We start from the raw sequence: 17,415 nt of genomic DNA, 5'->3' as shown, positions 1-17,415 counted from the left end.
ACCCTCCGCCGCCCATTCGACTACCCGTACCGCCCATCCGATTCTGTATTAAAAAACCCGCCAGGCTGTTGTAAAAATGGACATCAGCGCTACTATAGTCCCACTTGCACTTTGTCCCAGTGCAGTGTTTCCAGCCATTTTTATACTGGGGGTAATGATATGAAGGACATCACCATCAGCCGCAGGAGCCTTCTGGTCTCCGCCGGCCTGCTCGCGCTCGCCCCGCTCGCCGGATGCGGCGGCAACTCTGGTTCCGGCTCTGCTGCCGCCGGTTCCGACTACACCATCGGCGTTCTGCAGCTCACCGAGCACTCCGCGCTCGATGCCGCCAACGACGGCTTCGTCAAGGCCATCAAGAAGAGCGGCCTTAAGGTCAAGATCGACCAGAAGAACGCCCAGAACGACCAGTCCACGTGTAAGTCCATTGCCGACAAGTTTGTGGGCGACAACGTCAACCTGATTTATGCCATCGCCACGCCCGCCGCGCAGGCTGCCGCCGGCGCCACGGCCGATATCCCCATCGTGGGCTGTGCCATCACCGACTACGCCGCCTCCGGCCTGGTCCAGGACAACGACAAGCCCGGCACCAACGTCACGGGTGCTTCCGACCTCACCCCGGTCGCCGAGCAGCTCGAGATGATGCAGAAGGTCCTGCCCGACGTTAAAAAGGTCGGCCTGCTCTACTGCACCGCCGAGTCCAACTCCGACGTCCAGATCAAGGCCGCCAAGAAGGAGCTCGACAAGCTGGGCCTCGAGTACACTGACTTCACCGTCTCGAGCTCCAACGAGATTCAGTCCGTCGTCGAGTCTGCCGTGGGCAAGGTCGACGCGCTGTACTCCCCCACTGACAACACCATCGCCGCGGGCGCTTCGCAGGTCGGCCAGATCTGCAAGGAGAATAAGCTCCCCTTCGTGACCGGCGAGGAGGGTATGTGCATGGCCGGCGGCCTGTTCACCCTCTCCATCAACTATAAGGACCTGGGCTACGCCGCGGGCGAGATGGCCGTTAAGATCCTGAAGGGCGAGGCCAAGCCCGAGGATATGCCGATCAAGCACCTCTCGAGCAAGGACCTGGTCGTCGTCAAGAACGACGAGATGGCCGAGGCCCTGGGTATCGACCTTTCCGCTCTGGACGAGTAGCGCCATGCGCGGTAACGCGTCTAGGGCCCGCACGCGCGCCACAGCCGCGTTATTCAATATCTGAGTCCTTGGGGCGAACGCTAAAGACCGGCGTTCGCCCTGCTTGTTTCGGATGAGACAAAACATCCGTCCGCAGCTCTTTTATGCATTGGTACCGCTATTATGGAAAATCACGTGTCCACCCTATCCTAGGAGGTATGAAGCATGCTCATTGCATTGCAGGGCGCCGTTTCGCAGGGCGTCCTCTGGGGCATTATGGTGCTTGGCGTGTTTATCACGTTCCGCCTGCTCGACATCCCCGATATGACCTGCGACGGCAGCTTTGCCCTCGGCGGCTGTGTCTGCGCCGTACTCATCGTCAACAATAACGTCGACCCCTTGCTCGCCGTGCTGGCCGGCATGTGCGCCGGCGCCATCGCGGGCGCCGTCACGGGCATCTTGACCACCGTCTTTGAGATTCCCGCAATCCTCGCCGGAATCCTTACGCAGATCAGTCTGTGGTCCATCAACCTGCGCATCATGGGCAAGTCCAACACGCCCATCCTTGCCAAGGGCACTATCTTCTCATCCGTCAGCAACATGACGGGCCTGCCGCAGTCCACTGTTGCCATTATCCTAGGCATTGTGCTGGCCGTGGCCATCGTCGCCATCCTGTACTGGTTCTTTGGCACCGAGATCGGCTCGGCGTTGCGTGCCACCGGCAACAACGAGTACATGATCCGCGCCCTGGGCGTTAACACCAACACCACCAAAATGATCGCCCTCGTGCTCTCCAACGCCCTCATTGGCCTTTCGGGTGCACTCATCTGCCAGAGCCAGAAGTACGCCGACATTGGTATGGGCACCGGCGCCATCGTTATCGGTCTTGCAGCCATCGTCATCGGCGAGGTGCTCGGTCGCCTGCTGCCCGGTGGCCTCACGCAGTTTAGCGTCCGTCTTGCCTCCGCCGTCTTTGGCTCCGTGGTCTACTTCCTTATCCGCGCCATCGTGCTGCAATTGGGCATGGACGCCAACGACATGAAGTTGCTCTCCGCCGTGATCGTCGCCGTGGCCCTGTGCGTACCCGTGGTTTGGGAGCGCTATAAGCTCCGCAGCTCCTACACGAAGGGGGATGAGGCAGATGCTTAAGCTCTCGCACGTCAAGAAGACCTTTAACAAGGGCACCGTCACCGAGAAGCGCGCGCTCACCGGCGTCGACCTCACCCTGAATGACGGCGACTTTGTAACCGTGATCGGCGGCAACGGCGCCGGCAAGTCCACGCTGCTCAACATGATCGCCGGCGTGTACCCGCTCGATTCGGGCGTTATTGAGCTCGACGGCACCGACATCTCGCGCCTGAGCGAGTCGCAGCGCGCCAAGTACCTGGGCCGCGTGTTTCAGGACCCCATGCGCGGTACCGCTGCCGACATGCAGATCGCCGAGAACCTGGCCCTCGCCAAGCGTCGCGGCCAGCGTCGCGGCCTTTCGTGGGGCGTCACCAAGGCCGAGAAAGATGAGTACGTTGAGCTGCTCAAGCGCCTGGACCTTGGTCTGGACACGCGTCTCAACGCCAAGGTCGGCCTGCTCTCGGGCGGCCAGCGCCAGGCACTCACCCTGCTGATGGCCACGCTCACCAGGCCGCGCCTGCTGCTGCTCGACGAGCACACCGCGGCCCTCGACCCCAAGACGGCCTCTAAGGTGCTCAACCTGACCGAGGAGATTGTCGACGAGAACCACCTGACCACGCTCATGGTCACGCACAACATGAACGACGCCATCCGTCTGGGCAACCGTCTGATCATGATGCACGAGGGCCACGTGATCTACGACGTGGCGGGCGATGAAAAGAAGTCGCTTACCGTCGCCGACCTACTGCAGAAGTTCGAGGAGGTCTCGGGCGGCGAGCTCGCCAACGACCGCATGCTGCTGAGCTAAAACCTGCCAAAAAGGGACAGGTTTATTTTGGTAGGTTTTATCTGCGCAAACGCCAAAACCGCCGCAAAGGGACAGAGGCCCTTGCGGCGGTTTTCGCATATTATGTCGATAATCCGATATTCAACCAGACATTCTGGCTAAGGACTAAGGAAACTGCCATGAAAAGACTCCCCCGCTTTGCGTTGGCCGCCGCGTTGTTTGCCGGCGCGCTCGCAGGCATCCCAAGCCTCGCTTTCGCGGGAAACCTGCCCGCCGCTATTGACGGCTCCGTGGCCGTCATGCACACCAACGATATCCACGGCAGCTACAAGTACAGCTACAACGCAAGCAAGGGCACCGGCACTGTGGGCTTTGACGGACTGGCGGTTCTCTATAGCGCCCAAAGCAGCGCCCCCGATCTTTTACTCGATGCGGGCGACACCTTCCACGGACAGTCCTTCGCCACCATGAGCGAGGGCAAGAGCATCGCCGAGCTCATGGACACCTTCTACGCCGACGGCTACGACGCAACCACGCCAGGCAACCACGACTGGAGCTACGGCGCGGACAAACTCCGCACCATGACCGGCTACAGCACCACCGGCACGCCCTTCGCCATGCTCTGCGCGAATGCAACGTCCTCGAACGGCGCATGGAGCTCGAGCATCACGAAGACGCTCGATCGCACCTGGGAGGATAGCGAGGATCACTCCACATTCGACTACAAAATCAAGGTCGGCGGCGTCGGAGCCATGGATGAGTCGCTAGGTTCCTCGCTGCGCGCGGACCTGGTCGCGGGCACCAGCTTCTCGAGTGCCGCGAACGCCATCAATGCCGAGGCCAAGCGACTGCGCGAGACAGAGGGCTGCAACGTTGTCGTCTGTATCGCGCACACGCTCAACGCCAAGACCTTTGCTGCAAAGCTCGTTGGGGTCGATGCACTGGTCGCGCGCCACGAGCACATCAACTTAGACGAAAACGTGACGGGGGCTGACGGCAAGTCGGTCCGCGTCGTCGAAGCGGGCAGCGCCTTTGCCGAGGTGGGGCTGCTTTCCATTCCGTACAAGTACGACACGAATGGCACCGAGACGACCGACGATGACACGGTCACGGTCCCTGCAGACGGCAGTGACGAGAAGCTCTACACCGCCAAGAACGTCAACGACCTTTTGGCAGACCCCGACAAGGGCTCCGACTACCAAAGCCGCCTTGAAGCCGTCCGCAACAAGATCAAGCCGCTCGACGAGGCCTTTGAAAACGAATCGAACAAGGTGCTCGGCACATCCACCACCAACTATTTCTACGGCGAGGACGCCGCAGGCACGCATGGTTGGGAAATGGTGCGCACCACCGATTTCCGCCCCAGCAAGGAGGGCGACACCACCAAGGCCCAGACCATCGGCCATGTGATCTGCGGCTCCTATCTTGACCTGACGGGCGCAGACCTTGCCATCGAGAACGCGGGTGGCATCCGCGGCGGCATCGCTGCAGGCGATGTGACCGCAGGCAACGTCATCGCTATCTCGCCCTACGGCAACACCGTGGAGACCTGGACCATGACCGGTGCGGACTTCCTCGCAGCGCTCGAGCATTCGCTGCAGATCAGCGACGAGTGCAATCACAGTTATGAGCTTCAGCAAGCCTACGTGGCAGCCGGCCATACCGAGCAGGAAGCGCAAGACAAGTACAAGTGGCGCGATGACTCTGGCAGCGTTCTCTCCTTTGGCGGCATCAACGTGACGATTGATTGGACGCAGCCCGAAGGCAAGCGCATTGTGAGTGCCACACTCGCCAAGGACGGCAGCACGCTCGATCCCACCAAGACCTATACCGTCGCCACCAACAACTACATCATTACCAACACGACCGACTTCCCCACCTTCGCACACGCCACCAAGCGCACCGAGTGGGGCACGTGTGAGGCGGCGCTGAGGGCGCTGATTGGGCAAAACGGCTGGGAGAGCAAGATGGCCGGACTCGCCGGCACCATCAGCTTTGGCTCCGCTGCCGTGGACCCCACGCCCACACCGGCCCCGACGCCTGAGCCCTCGCCTAAGACGGACGCGACGACCACGAAGGTCATCACCAAGAAGACGACCGGCAAGCTCGCCGCAACGGGAGACCGCACGCTGGCAGTAGTTGGCACGTGCCTTATCGGCGGCATCATCGTCATCATTCTCGGCATTATCTGGAAGCGTCGACGCTAAGCTACACCGCCGGGCCTTGCAGCCCCGCCGCATAAACCTTATATCGAGCACAGAAGCCCGTACGAATTTGATCGGACGGGCTTCTTGGTGGGTATCATGGTTGGATGATCATGAGGAGGTTTCCCTACATGGAATTGTTTGAGCCGATTCTTCATTTCTTTGAGCAACGGTGGGTCCACAACATCATCTGGGCCGTCATCTTGGCGATAGGCACCGCCGTCGCCGCCAAGGTCGTATCCAAGACCCTGAACCATCTGCTTAACCGAGACGATAACCCGCTTCCGGCATCGAGTATCTTCATCAACATCGCGCGCGCCGTCATCTGGATGATCGGCGGCAGCTTTATCCTCGACAACTGCTTTGGCATTAACGCAAACGCCCTCGTTGCCGCTCTTGGCGTCGGCGGCATCGCCATTTCGCTCGGCTTTCAGGACACGCTGTCAAACCTTATCGGCGGCATGCAGGTGACCTTTATGGGCATCATCAAGCCCGGCGACAATATCGAGGTCGGCGGCGTATCCGGCGTGGTCCAAGACATCACTTGGCGCCATACAACGATTGAGGATGCCTGTGGACAGACCATCATTGTGCCCAACTCCAACATTTCCAAGAACACACTCGTGCATTTGATGCCCTTTGGGCGCGTGGCCGTGCCCGTTGCCGTAAAGGACACGTCCAAGTGGGCTTCCCTTGACGTGCTGGCAGACGACCTGACCAGCGCCACCAAGGCCGCCGTGCTTCCCATCTCGGGCTTTGACAAGGAGCCCTACGTACTCTTTAGCGAAATCGGCGACTTTGGCATCAAAGGAAAGATCATCTTTATCGTCAGCGACGACAGCACTACTTTCACGGCAGCCGACGCCTGCATCCGTGCCATCGCCCCCATCATCGCCTAACCCGCCAAAAAGGGACAGGCACCTTTGTGGTGGTTTTCATTCGTGGTACCATGGTTCATATAGTTGTTTAAACGACTAAGGGAGCAACATCATGGAAGAGGCCTATCGTCAAGCACGCAAGCGCGGCGAGCAGGGACGCCGTCGCGCCATCAGCCAAAGCGAGCACCCGTACCTTACGGACCTCGACAGCCTCGTTGCCCAGCTCCCCTTAGGTCAGCGAGAGAATGTCGGCCTAAGGGATATTCCGCTCGAAATGGTCGTCGGCACAGTCACCAAAGGCCGTCAGTCCGCCTTTTCATGCAACTTTATGCCCCTGCTGCCGTTTAACACTGAGTTCGCCCGCAAGTGGTCCAACCTCTACGACATCCAGGTAACCGAAGGCTATCGCGATCCCATCATCGTCACCGAGTTCATGCATCGGTTCTATGTCCAGGAAGGCAACAAACGCGTCAGTGTCCTCAAATTCCTGGACGCTCCAACGGTTTCGGCCAGGGTCACCCGTCTCTACCCCGGCACATGGGATTCCGTCGAAAGCCGCCTGTACGGTGAATTCTGCGCGTTTTGGCGCGTCTGCCCCCTATACGAAATCGAGTTCTCGCGTGAGGGGAGCTACGAGACGCTCGCCAAGATGCTCGGTCGGAACCTTATCGAAAAATGGCCGCAGAAAAAGGTCGACTACCTGCGCCACACCTTCCTGCTCTTTAAGCGCGCCTACCTTCGCGCAGGCGGCGACCACCTGGACATTACGCCCGCCGACGCCATGCTCGTCTACCTCAATGTGTACAACCAGGACCGCCTGCTGGATACGCCGACGGATATCGTCGTAAACCGCCTGTGCAAGATTTGGCGCGAGCTGGTCATTGCCGGCAAAAACGACGAGGACAAGGTCGATCTTGTCGAAGCGCCGAGCGTCGATGAGGAGGAGTCGCCCGCCAAGTCCACCTCCGGCATGCTCAACTTCTTTATGGGCAAGACTGTCTATTCGGCGGCCAACCCCCTGCGTATCGCCTTTATCCATGAGTTCCCCTGTGCGGCGTCGAGCTGGGACAGTCTGCACGACCAAGGACGTCAGTATCTCGATGAGCACTTTGACGGTATCGTGCGCACCGAGGCGTTCGAAGACTGTCACGATCCGGACGTGTTCTACGCCGCCGTGGAAACGGCTGTCAAACATGGAGACAACGTCATCTTCTCGACCTCGCACCGCCTGATGGAATACACGCTCAGAGCTGCCGTTGAGTATCCCCAGGTTCGGTTCCTTAACTGCTCTATCGGCCTTCCCCACCAAAGCGTCCGTTCGTACTTTGGCAAGATGTACGAGGCCAAGTTCCTCCTGGGCGCCCTTGCCGCCAGCATGGCGGACAACCATCGCATCGGCTACCACGCGTCGGTCTTCGCATCCGGCGCGCTCAGCGAGATCAATGCCTTTGCCATCGGTGCCTCGCTGCTCGACCCCCGCGCGCAAATTATCCTCACCTGGGGCGATGTGCCCGCCGGCGGTCTCGCCGAGGCCATGTGCCGCGAAGGCGTGAGCGTCATGACCGGCGCTGACATGTCAAAGTCGCTCGAAGACCCTACGGCCTACGGACTCCACCGCCTGGTCGATGGCAAGGTTACCGGCATCGCCATGCCGGTATGGAACTGGGGCCGTTACTACGAGCTCATCGTTCGCAGCCTTCTGCACGGCACGTGGGACGAGACCAGCGATGACAACCAAGTGCGCGCCGTCAACTACTGGTACGGCATGAGCTCCGGCGTTATCGACATCCGTTACGCTCCGGGCCTACCCTACCAGACGCGCAAACTCGTGCAGTTGCTCCGCAACGGCATTGTCGAGGGATCCATCAACCCCTTTGGCGGCGAGCTCCACAGTCAGAACGGCGTGGTACAGATCGAAGGCTTCCCTCCGCTGCCGAGCACGCAGATTGTCGAGATGAATTGGCTGGCGGATAACGTGGTAGGCACCATTCCGCAGCTCGACGATGAGCCGAAAGTCCCTGCCCTATGAAAATCCTTGCCATAGCCGATACCGAAGAACGATGCCTTTGGGAGTGCTTTCGCAAGGAACGCTTTGAGGGCGTCGACCTGATTTTGTCCGCCGGCGATCTGGACCCGGACTATCTTGAGTTTTTGGTTACGGTCATCAACAAACCGCTCATCTACGTGCGCGGCAATCACGATGACCGCTACGCACGTCATGCACCGGGTGGATGTATCTGCGTAGAGGACAGCGTGTACACGTACCGAGGGATTCGCATTGCGGGCCTTGGCGGGTCCATGCGTTATCGCGACGGCGCCAACATGTACACCGAACGCGAGATGTCCAAGCGCATGCGTAAGCTGTCGCGTAAGGTTAGGATGGTCGGCGGGTGCGACATTCTGCTTACCCATGCACCCGCCGCCGGTATGGGTGATCTGGACGATCTGCCGCATCGAGGATTCGAGTGTTTTAACACAGCACTCGAATCCTGGAATCCCGACTACATGGTGCACGGGCATGTGCACCAAAGCTACGGTTGCGATTTTCAGCGCGAGCGTCAGCATGTGTGTGGAACGACGATCATCAACGCCTGCGGCTATACGCAGTTTGAGCTCGACCAGACGCACTACCCCATCCGCGGCTGGCAAGCAGCTTGGCTCAACTCACAAACCATGCGCCGCGAGCTCAAACGCCACGAAGCCATCGAGTCTTCAACAGCCAGAACACCCTGGTAACCACCATAAAGGGGACACTGTCCCCTTTATGGTGGTTTTGACGCGATAGCAAGAAACCCGGTCCTGCACAAGGCAGAACCGGGTTTCTTTAGCAATGCTTGCTGTACTCAGGCAGTAACTAGCAGTTACTCAGCCAGGAAGTCACGCTGGACAGCGGGATCGACCTTGACGCCAGGGCCCATGGTGGAAGACACGGAGATGGACTTGACGTACTTGCCCTTAGCAGAAGAGGGCTTGACGCGCAGAATCTCGGTGTACAGGGCAGCGTAGTTCTCGACGAGCTGCTGCTCAGAGAAGGACTTCTTGCCCAGGGGCACGTGGCAGATGCCGTAGCGGTCGGCGCGGTACTCAACGCGGCCAGCCTTGAGCTCGGAGACCATCTTGGCGACGTCCATGGTCACGGTGCCGAGCTTGGGGTTCGGCATGAGGCCACGGGGACCAAGGATCTTACCGATGCGGCCAACCTTGGCCATCATGTTCGGCGTAGCGATAGCGGCGTCGAAGTTGATCTCGCCCTTCTGGATCTGGGCGACGAGCTCGTCGGAACCGATGATGTCGGCGCCGGCAGCCTCGGCCTCGCGGGCCTTCTCACCCTCGGCGAAGACGGCAACACGAACGGTCTTGCCGGTGCCGTGAGGCAGGGAGATGGAACCACGGATGTTCTGGTCAGCCTTACGAGTATCGATGCCCAGACGGAAGTGGGCCTCGACGGTCTCGTCGAACTTGGCGGTGTCGAGCTCCTTGATGAGCTTGGCAGCCTGAAGGGGGGTGTAGAGCGTGGCGCGGTCGATCTTCTCGGCAGCGGCGTTATAGCTCTTACCATGCTTAGCCATGTGCATTACCTCCTGTGGTTAAACGGGCGTGAGCCCTCCCACATCGTATCGTGTGCCCTATTGCACACATTTAACGGGCGCCCCGGTCGGAGCACCCGTCGTTACCATAAGAAATCGCTACTCAGCGATGGTGACGCCCATGGAACGGGCGGTACCGGCGATGATCTTCTTGGCGGCGTCAATGTCGTTGGCATTGAGGTCCGGCATCTTGATCTCGGCGATCTTGGTGAGCTGCTCCTGGGAGAGCTGACCAACCTTGTCGGCCTGGGGCTTAGCGGAACCAGACTTGAGGTTCAGCTCCTTCTTGATGAGGTGAGCCGCCGGCGGGGTCTTGGTGATGAAGGAGAAGGACTTATCCTCGTAGACAGAGATCTCAACGGGGATGATGTCGCCCTTCTTGTCCTGCGTCTCGGCGTTAAAGGCCTGGCAGAACTGCATGATGTTCACGCCAGCAGCGCCCAGGGCGGGGCCGACGGGAGGAGCGGGGTTAGCTGCACCAGCAGGAATCTGGAGCTTAATGACGTTGGCAACCTTCTTCTCAGCCATGGTCATTCCTTTCGAATCACGAGTGTGAAGTACTTGCTATATCGTAAGCACGCACGTGTTAGAAGCACTCCTGAGATGAGCAGTCACAGAAGAAGCACGCTCGCGCGAACGGACGAAAACTTAAGCGATGACAGCGACCTGGTTAAAGTCGAGCTCGACCGGCGTCTCGCGGCCAAAGATCATCAGCGTGACCTTGAGCTTGCCAGCCTCGGTATTAACCTCGGAGACCTTGCCATCAAAGTCGGTAAGCGGGCCATCGGTGACACGGACGGACGTGCCGACCTGAATATCAACCGAGGTGCGCTTGGGCGAATCGCCCTTACCGGGACGACGAGTCATCTTGTTGTACTCGTCACGGGAAAGCGGAGCGGGCTTACCGTTGCCGCCTAGGAAACCGGTGACGCCGGGCGTGTTGCGAACACACGTCCAAGCATCGTCATCCATCTCCATGCGGACCAAGACATAACCCGGGAAGATCTTGGAATCCTTGGTCTCGCGCTTGCCACCCTCTTTGATCTCGGTGACGCGCTCCATAGGAATCTCGATATCAAAGATACGGTCCTGCATGCCCATGGTCTCGATACGATGCTCGAGATCGGACTTTACGCGGTTCTCGTATCCGGAGTAAGTGTGAACGACGTACCAACGCTTAGACATGGTTTAGCCCCTCAATCCAGAGAACAGAGCAAGAGCCTCGCCAAAGCCAGCATCGAGCAGAGCGATGACGACGCCGACGACGACCAGAGAAGCGCAAACGACTACCGAGTAGTTCACGAGCTCCTTCTTATCGGGCCACGTGACACGCTTCATCTCGGACTTGACCGAAGCGAAATACTTCTTGGTGCGGGCGAAGAAACCAGGCTTCTCGTTCTTCTTGGACTTCGCAGCCTTCTCGTTCTTCTTGGCAACGGCCTTCTTGGCCTCAACCTTGGAGTTGGCGGCAGCGTTGTTGGCAGGTGCCGGCTGCTGAGCCTTCTTCTTGTTCTTCTTGTTGGCCATTTGGGTTACCTCCGCGCAATGCGCTTATACATGAGTAAACCGTAAGCCCCCAAGTGGGAGCTTACGGAATAATGACTGGCACGCCAGGAAGGACTCGAACCCTCAACACTCGGTTTTGGAGACCGATGCTCTACCAATTGAACTACTGGCGTATGTGACTAGAGACTAGCGAGTCTCTTTGTGCAGCGTGTGGTGACGGCACCAGGGGCAATACTTCTTGATCTCCATACGATCAGGCATGGTCGACTTGTTCTTGGTGGTCGTATAGTTGCGGCGCTTGCACTCAGTGCACGCAAGAGTAACTAGAGTACGCATGTATCCTGAACCTTTCATTTCCGCCCCGTACGGGCACGAGTTGTTACTTTATCAGCTCCACGTAAGTGCTGTCAATGAAAACCTCGAGTCAATTGGTTCTCGGTGGATCCATTCATATTTGGAACACATCAATGAAGCCATCGAGAGCTAATCGACGGTGCATCCAGGACCATTATCGATCCTCTCGACACCAGCAACGGCTCAATATCCATTGCAGAAAAGAACCCGGCACCCATATAAGTGCCGGGTTCTCTAAGTCAGCTATATCAAAGAGCTAATTTACTCAATGATCGTGGAGACGATGCCCGAACCGACGGTGTGGCCACCCTCGCGGATAGCGAAGCGCAGGCCCTCCTCCATGGCGATCGGGTGGATGAGGTCGCCCTCGATGGTGATGTGGTCACCAGGCATAGCCATCTCGGTGCCCTCGGGGAGCTTGACCGTACCGGTAACGTCGGTGGTACGGAAGTAGAACTGAGGACGATAACCATCGAAGAACGGGGTGTGACGGCCACCCTCCTCCTTGGTCAGAACGTAGATCTCGCCGGTGAACTTGGTGTGCGGGGTAACCGAACCGGGCTTGCAGAGAACCTGGCCGCGCTCGATGTCCTCACGTTTGATGCCGCGGAGCAGCAGACCGACGTTGTCGCCAGCCTCGCAGAAGTCCATGGACTTACGGAACATCTCGATACCGGTAACAACGGTGTTCTGGGTATCCTTGATGCCGACGATCTCGACGGGCTCGTTGAGCTTGAGCTCACCGCGCTCGACACGGCCGGTAGCAACGGTACCACGGCCGGAGATGGTCATAACGTCCTCAACGGCCATCAGGAACGGGAGGTCGTTGTTACGAGCAGGCGTCGGGATGTACTCGTCGACAGCGTTCATGAGCTCGCGAATGGCGTCCATCCACTTGGCGTCGCCCTCGAGAGCGCCCAGAGCGGAACCACGGATGACGGGGATGTCGTCGCCGGGGAAATCGTACTCGGAGAGGAGCTCACGGGTCTCCATCTCGACGAGGTCGATGAGCTCGTCATCGTCGACCATGTCGCACTTGTTCAGGAAGACGACGATGTAGGGAACGCCGACCTGACGGGCGAGCAGGATGTGCTCGCGGGTCTGAGCCATGGGGCCGTCGGTAGCGGCGATGACCAGGATAGCGCCGTCCATCTGAGCAGCACCGGAGATCATGTTCTTGACGTAGTCAGCGTGGCCCGGGCAGTCAACGTGAGCGTAGTGACGGGCAGCAGTCTCGTACTCGACGTGGGAGACGGAGATCGTAATGCCGCGCTCGCGCTCCTCGGGAGCCTTGTCGATGTTCTCGAACGCAGTGAAGTCAGCCTTGCAGCCCTCGGTCTCGGAGAGAACCTTGGTGATGGCAGCGGTCAGCGTGGTCTTGCCGTGGTCGACGTGACCAATGGTGCCGATGTTAACATGCGGCTTAGTGCGCTCAAACTTCTCTTTGGCCATAAAGCCCTCCTCTAAACAGGTCGTCCCCGGACGGGACTTTGCCTTTATACCATAGTGGCCTCTCAACATATTATTGAGAAGCCACCGTGTTACCTATGGTAGCGGTGACTGGATTCGAACCAGTGACGCCACGGGTATGAACCGTGTGCTCTAACCAACTGAGCTACACCGCCGGATGGAGCCTGCAACCAGACTTGAACTGGTGACCTCTTCGTTACCAACGAAGTGCTCTACCGACTGAGCTATACAGGCACTTGACGGGTGGGAGCTATAGGATTCGAACCTATGTAGGCAGAGCCAACGGGTTTACAGCCCGTCCCCATTAACCACTCGGGCAAACTCCCAATCGTTCAAGTATCCGCAGGTCCTTTGGTCTTTTGGACCGCCGCCCCCGCGAACGAAGAAGATAATACGATGCCACCTTGGGGGCTGTCAACGAAAACCTCTAGATACACGGCTCCGGGCGTATCCATATAGCTTTGACCTGCCGTTTTGCTGAGTTTGGATATGAAGGACGGTGAATTTGCATATTGCGGTGACATTTCCCGAGGGAACACTTTGGCGTAGTGGAGTGAGCCTGTAGAATATTACTTCGATAACGACTCATTTGCACCTATATATAGGTCGAGATCGGGCTTCCCAGACAGAATCGAGCGTGGATAATCTCCCACTTTTGGCGTGGCTTCGAGCCCAAAGTGGGAGATTATCCACGCTCAGCCTCCAGGTGGGAGATATTCCACGCTCGTATGTCCGGAAATCCTCGCTCGGGCAGGATGACTGGGACCGGTCCGGCCTTTGTCTCGATCTGTAACAGTAAGAGGGTTATTCCTCCCCCATCTGTTACAGATCGAGATATTACGCAGAGACCCCAGCTTACGTCTCATTCTGTAACAGCTAGAACGGTTTTCAGCCTCTTCATGTTACAGATTGAGACAAACCTGAAGCTTGGTTGGCACCAAACCTACTGACTTATCGACATAAATAGAAACGGGCCCTGTCCCACAAGGAACAGAGCCCGAAACTCTCATGGAGCCAGTGACAGGAATCGAACCTGCAGCCCACTGATTACAAATCAGTTGCGCTACCGTTGCGCCACACTGGCACACTTGGCGCTTTCACGCGAAGCCAGTTAAGAATAAAGGAATTGCGGACGGGGCGCAACAGGCCGCACGGCGTTATACAAATATGCAAAATCCAGCAACAACGCATACCAGGCCCGTTCATTTCTGTCAGTGCGCCCTCAATCTTAAAACCATTCGCCAGAACGAATAGTTTTAATTACAATTGCTATATATAAAACTATTCGTTCTGGCGAAGGGTTTCGCGATGCTTACTACCAAAGAAGCCGCCGAGCTGCTCGGCATCACTCCGCGCAGGGTGCAGGAGCTCATAAAAAACGGAGCACTTGAGGCCCGCAAGGCTTCTGGTGTATGGCTCATCGACAAAGACAGCGTCGACACGCGACTCCGCTCTGTGACCAAAACGGGGGGACGTCCCCGCCGCGGCCACGGTAAGAGCGAGATCGCGTTCACCCTCATGAACCGCACGTACGAAGTCGCTCAGCTGGTCTACAGCACATCGCGAAAAGACTTTACCCACATCGGTGCCGACATCGATTACGCCCACGCCCCTATTGGAGTATTTGGCCCTAATAGCCCCATATCGCTAGACTCCTTCCGCATCTGGTGGCGCGGCCGCGGTATCCCGCTCGCACGCATTGGGCTAGCCTCCCTGCTTGCAGAAGCCGCAGTCGATGTTCCCGATGAACTCGTCCAGCGAAATCTCGGCCTCTCCTTATCCGACCAGTATTGGATTAGGCCCCAAGGTTCCGGTCTCACCTGGGAGGATATCAACTTCTTCAATAACGCCTTTGATGACGTCTCACTGTCCATTGCACCCTTTGCCCCAGAGGGAAAAGCGGCTGCCGCAAAGCCCGATAACACCTCGGACGGCAATCTTCAAAAGTACTGGACGTGCGAGGGCGAACGTCGAATTCTGCATAAGGCAGGAGCGCACCTGGACCAGGAACCTTATAACGAGCTGGTGGCGACCGCGCTCCACCGTCGCATTCTAAACGCCTGCGATTATGTGCCTTACTCGCTCGAGGGCACGGGCACTTCCGCCCTGAGCACATGCGATGTCTTCTTAACTGATGAAGAAGAGTATGTCCCTGCATTCTATGTAAACCAGCACGCAAACGCAGATGAACGGCTAACCGACTACGAGCGATATGTAGCAAACTGCGAGGAGCTCGGGGTGACAGGCGTCAAGGATGCCCTTGACCGCATGATCGTATGTGACGACATCATTGCCAACTACGATCGTCATTGGCGCAACTTCGGCCTCGTGCGAAACGTAAACACGCAAGCCTGCAGACCTGCCCCCATCTTCGATTCGGGCTCATCGCTCTGGTGCAACATATCACTAGAGGAGCTTAGGGCGGGAGAGCACAGTTTTACCAGCGCACAATTTCATTCAAGCCCCGCCAAACAAATGTTGCTCGTCGAGGACATGGGCTGGTTTGACGGCGACAAACTCGAAGGCTTCGTTGACGAGGCAATCGAGATTCTTTCCAGAAACGACGCGCTCACGGCAAGGCTGCCATATCTAAAAGAGGCGCTAACGTGGCGCCTCGAAAGAATGATCGATATCGCTGAATGGAGTTAGCGAGGCAGCATTGCCCCGCCAACTTCCCTACCTCCCGCGCAGGGCCTTGAGCTTGGCCAGGGCATCGGGGCTCAGGCGACTGCCCAGAGTCATCTTGATCTGCGGAGCTTCCTCTGCCTCGTGAACGTCGTTATCGATCTGTTTGATCTCGTCCACCAGCATACGGCTCGAGATGCGCGTGACGCCCTTACCCATGACGACGGCCTGGATCGTGCCGTCGCTCGATACCACGGAGCACGCGCGGCCTTCCTCACGTGCCTCGATGCAGAGCTTCTGCACCACGGTATCGGCCGAAACACCCGTCGGCGAAAACTCAATGCGCACACCGCGGGCCGGTAGGTTGGGGCGCTCGCTGGAGATATTGCCCGCGCCGTCAAATACGATCACGGCCTCGTAGCGGCCCTGGGCAAACGCAGCTACGTCATTAATGAGCGCCGTGCGCGCCATATCGTGAACGTCGCTGGAATACGGATCGTCGGAATGGTCGTACACGAGCTTTTCGTAGCGCGGCGTGCAGTGAATCACGTTGTAACCGTCGACCACCAGCAGCTCGGGCTTGTTGGAGTGCACCGTCGAGACTGGGTCGGCGATAGCCTGCGCAAACGCATTGCCGCCCACGCCGTAGGTCGCGGCCGAAACAATCGGCTTGGCCGAGCCCTCGCCAAAGCGCTTGGCCTTGGACTTGGCACGGTTCTTTTTGGACATGCGCTACTCCTCCCCCATGAGCTCGCCGGCGTTGCGGCGCAGCCACTCAAAGCACAGCGCCGTTGTCGCCTGGGCAACGTTGAGACTCTCGGTCATGCCGCGCTGGGGAAGCTTGGTCAAAAAGTCGCATTTCTCAAGCACCAGGCGCGAGATGCCGTCGCCCTCGGAGCCCATGACGAGCGCCACGCGGCCCTCGAAGGGAGCATCCCAGCAGCTGCCCTCGGCGTGCTCGGAAGCACCGCCCACCCAAAAGCCAGCGGCCTTGAGGTCGTCGAGCGCACGGGCGATATTAGGAACCTGCGCGATAGGCAGGTGCATGACGGCGCCGGCAGAGGTCTTGTAGCTGCCGACGGTCACACCGGCGGCGCGCTTGTTGGCAATGATGACGCCTGCCGCGCCCACGACCTCGGCGGAGCGCACGATGGCACCAAAGTTGCCGTCGTCGGTCACATGGTCGAGCACGATGACGAGCGCCGGACCGTCGCCCGCGCGGTCGAGAATATCGGCGACATCGGCATAGGGGAAGTTGCCCACCTCGAGCGCAATGCCCTGGTGAGCGCCATGGCTCGATAGCGCATCGAGCTGCGCGCGCGGCACATACTTAATGCGGACGCCCGCAGCGTTGAGGTCGTCGACCAGGCGCGACAAGGCGGCATCGCGCTCCCCGCCCTCGGCGATGAGCGCACACTTGACGGGAAAACCGGTGCGCAGCGCCTCGGCGGCAGCACGGCGACCTTCGATAAACTCGCCCTTGGGAGCCTGGACAGCGTCGCGGTTGCGATCGCGCTGCGGACGTGCGGCCTGAGTGCGATCACGCTGGCCCTTGGGAGCGGCAGCGCGGTCATTGCGGCGAATCGGACGCGAGCCAGAAGCGGCCTGCTTGCCGCCACGAGGCGCACGCTTGCGATTGTCGGCCATAAAGCGGCCTCCTTAAATAGATAACGAACAAGAATCGACCGTCCGAGCCACGGCACCTTGCCTTTCAATCGTCGGGCATGACCACCAGGTCTATGCCCTTCTCTTTCAAG

General features: G+C 58.7%; 16 protein-coding genes and 5 tRNA genes. 8 read left to right on the top strand and 13 right to left on the bottom strand.

Annotated features, from left to right (window positions below):
• Nucleotides 1-159: 159 nt before the first annotated feature.
• From OIL77_07050 to OIL77_07020, 7 genes are all read left to right on the top strand, one after another.
• The gene (locus OIL77_07050) at nt 160-1,140 is read left to right on the top strand and encodes an ABC transporter substrate-binding protein (protein ID HJI45155.1); all 981 of its coding nucleotides are present in this window, start codon (nt 160-162) and stop codon (nt 1,138-1,140) included.
• A gap of 204 nt (nt 1,141-1,344) precedes the next feature.
• Complete coding sequence (locus OIL77_07045) at nt 1,345-2,268, top strand: ABC transporter permease (protein ID HJI45154.1); 924 nt, start codon at nt 1,345-1,347, stop codon at nt 2,266-2,268.
• Nucleotides 2,261-3,055 carry an ATP-binding cassette domain-containing protein gene (locus tag OIL77_07040; GenBank protein ID HJI45153.1) on the top strand — a complete coding sequence of 265 codons (795 nt, stop codon included), beginning with the start codon at nt 2,261-2,263 and terminating at the stop codon, nt 3,053-3,055. Before OIL77_07045 ends, OIL77_07040 begins: the two co-directional genes overlap by 8 nt.
• Before the next feature lie 158 nt (nt 3,056-3,213).
• Complete coding sequence (locus OIL77_07035; protein ID HJI45152.1) at nt 3,214-5,241, top strand: 5'-nucleotidase C-terminal domain-containing protein; 2,028 nt, start codon at nt 3,214-3,216, stop codon at nt 5,239-5,241.
• Between the two features lie 128 nt (nt 5,242-5,369).
• A complete protein-coding gene (locus tag OIL77_07030) occupies nt 5,370-6,137 on the top strand; it encodes a mechanosensitive ion channel family protein (protein HJI45151.1) in 768 nt (255 codons plus the stop codon).
• Between the two features lie 91 nt (nt 6,138-6,228).
• A complete protein-coding gene (locus OIL77_07025; protein ID HJI45150.1) occupies nt 6,229-8,145 on the top strand; it encodes a BMP family ABC transporter substrate-binding protein in 1,917 nt (638 codons plus the stop codon).
• Nucleotides 8,142-8,852 (top strand): metallophosphoesterase family protein, encoded by a 711-nt coding sequence (locus OIL77_07020; protein ID HJI45149.1) that lies wholly within the window; start codon nt 8,142-8,144, stop codon nt 8,850-8,852. The genes OIL77_07025 and OIL77_07020 overlap by 4 nt, the downstream gene beginning before the upstream one ends.
• Nucleotides 8,853-8,977: 125 nt before the next feature.
• Here OIL77_07020 and rplA read toward each other — a convergent pair whose 3' ends face one another.
• From rplA to OIL77_06965, 11 genes are all read right to left on the bottom strand, one after another.
• Nucleotides 8,978-9,685 carry a 50S ribosomal protein L1 gene (rplA, locus tag OIL77_07015; protein ID HJI45148.1) on the bottom strand — a complete coding sequence of 236 codons (708 nt, stop codon included), beginning with the start codon at nt 9,683-9,685 and terminating at the stop codon, nt 8,978-8,980.
• Between the two features lie 117 nt (nt 9,686-9,802).
• On the bottom strand, nt 9,803-10,231 hold the full coding sequence (gene rplK / locus OIL77_07010) for a 50S ribosomal protein L11 (protein HJI45147.1): 429 nt from the start codon (nt 10,229-10,231) through the stop codon (nt 9,803-9,805).
• A 120-nt stretch (nt 10,232-10,351) separates the two neighbouring features.
• The gene (gene nusG, locus OIL77_07005) at nt 10,352-10,888 is read right to left on the bottom strand and encodes a transcription termination/antitermination protein NusG (protein ID HJI45146.1); all 537 of its coding nucleotides are present in this window, start codon (nt 10,886-10,888) and stop codon (nt 10,352-10,354) included.
• A 3-nt stretch (nt 10,889-10,891) separates the two neighbouring features.
• Nucleotides 10,892-11,230, bottom strand: coding sequence for a preprotein translocase subunit SecE (secE, locus tag OIL77_07000; GenBank protein HJI45145.1), 339 nt, complete (start codon nt 11,228-11,230; stop codon nt 10,892-10,894).
• A 76-nt stretch (nt 11,231-11,306) separates the two neighbouring features.
• Nucleotides 11,307-11,382: transfer RNA gene (locus OIL77_06995), tRNA-Trp, on the bottom strand.
• Nucleotides 11,383-11,395: 13 nt separating this feature from the next.
• The gene (gene rpmG, locus OIL77_06990; protein ID HJI45144.1) at nt 11,396-11,545 is read right to left on the bottom strand and encodes a 50S ribosomal protein L33; all 150 of its coding nucleotides are present in this window, start codon (nt 11,543-11,545) and stop codon (nt 11,396-11,398) included.
• 279 nt (nt 11,546-11,824) lie between these two features.
• Nucleotides 11,825-13,015: an elongation factor Tu gene (tuf, locus tag OIL77_06985; GenBank protein ID HJI45143.1), complete on the bottom strand. Its 1,191-nt coding sequence runs from the start codon at nt 13,013-13,015 to the stop codon at nt 11,825-11,827.
• A 96-nt stretch (nt 13,016-13,111) separates the two neighbouring features.
• Nucleotides 13,112-13,188: transfer RNA gene (locus OIL77_06980), tRNA-Met, on the bottom strand.
• Nucleotides 13,189-13,191: 3 nt separating this feature from the next.
• Nucleotides 13,192-13,267, bottom strand: a tRNA-Thr gene (locus OIL77_06975).
• Between the two features lie 10 nt (nt 13,268-13,277).
• Nucleotides 13,278-13,359, bottom strand: a tRNA-Tyr gene (locus tag OIL77_06970).
• 683 nt (nt 13,360-14,042) lie between these two features.
• Nucleotides 14,043-14,117 (bottom strand) — tRNA-Thr (locus tag OIL77_06965).
• A gap of 182 nt (nt 14,118-14,299) precedes the next feature.
• Here OIL77_06965 and OIL77_06960 point away from each other — a divergent pair.
• The gene (locus OIL77_06960) at nt 14,300-15,682 is read left to right on the top strand and encodes a DNA-binding protein (protein ID HJI45142.1); all 1,383 of its coding nucleotides are present in this window, start codon (nt 14,300-14,302) and stop codon (nt 15,680-15,682) included.
• 27 nt (nt 15,683-15,709) lie between these two features.
• Here the strand turns inward: OIL77_06960 and OIL77_06955 are convergent, their stop codons facing one another.
• On the bottom strand, nt 15,710-16,387 hold the full coding sequence (locus OIL77_06955) for an NYN domain-containing protein (GenBank protein HJI45141.1): 678 nt from the start codon (nt 16,385-16,387) through the stop codon (nt 15,710-15,712).
• Between the two features lie 3 nt (nt 16,388-16,390).
• On the bottom strand, nt 16,391-17,305 hold the full coding sequence (gene rlmB, locus OIL77_06950; GenBank protein HJI45140.1) for a 23S rRNA (guanosine(2251)-2'-O)-methyltransferase RlmB: 915 nt from the start codon (nt 17,303-17,305) through the stop codon (nt 16,391-16,393).
• Nucleotides 17,306-17,415 lie beyond the last annotated feature (110 nt).

The sequence above is a fragment of the Coriobacteriaceae bacterium genome (assembly GCA_025993015.1).
In the GTDB taxonomy this organism is placed as follows: Bacteria; Actinomycetota; Coriobacteriia; order Coriobacteriales; family Coriobacteriaceae; genus Collinsella.
This window is presented reverse-complemented; position numbering and strand designations above follow the sequence as displayed.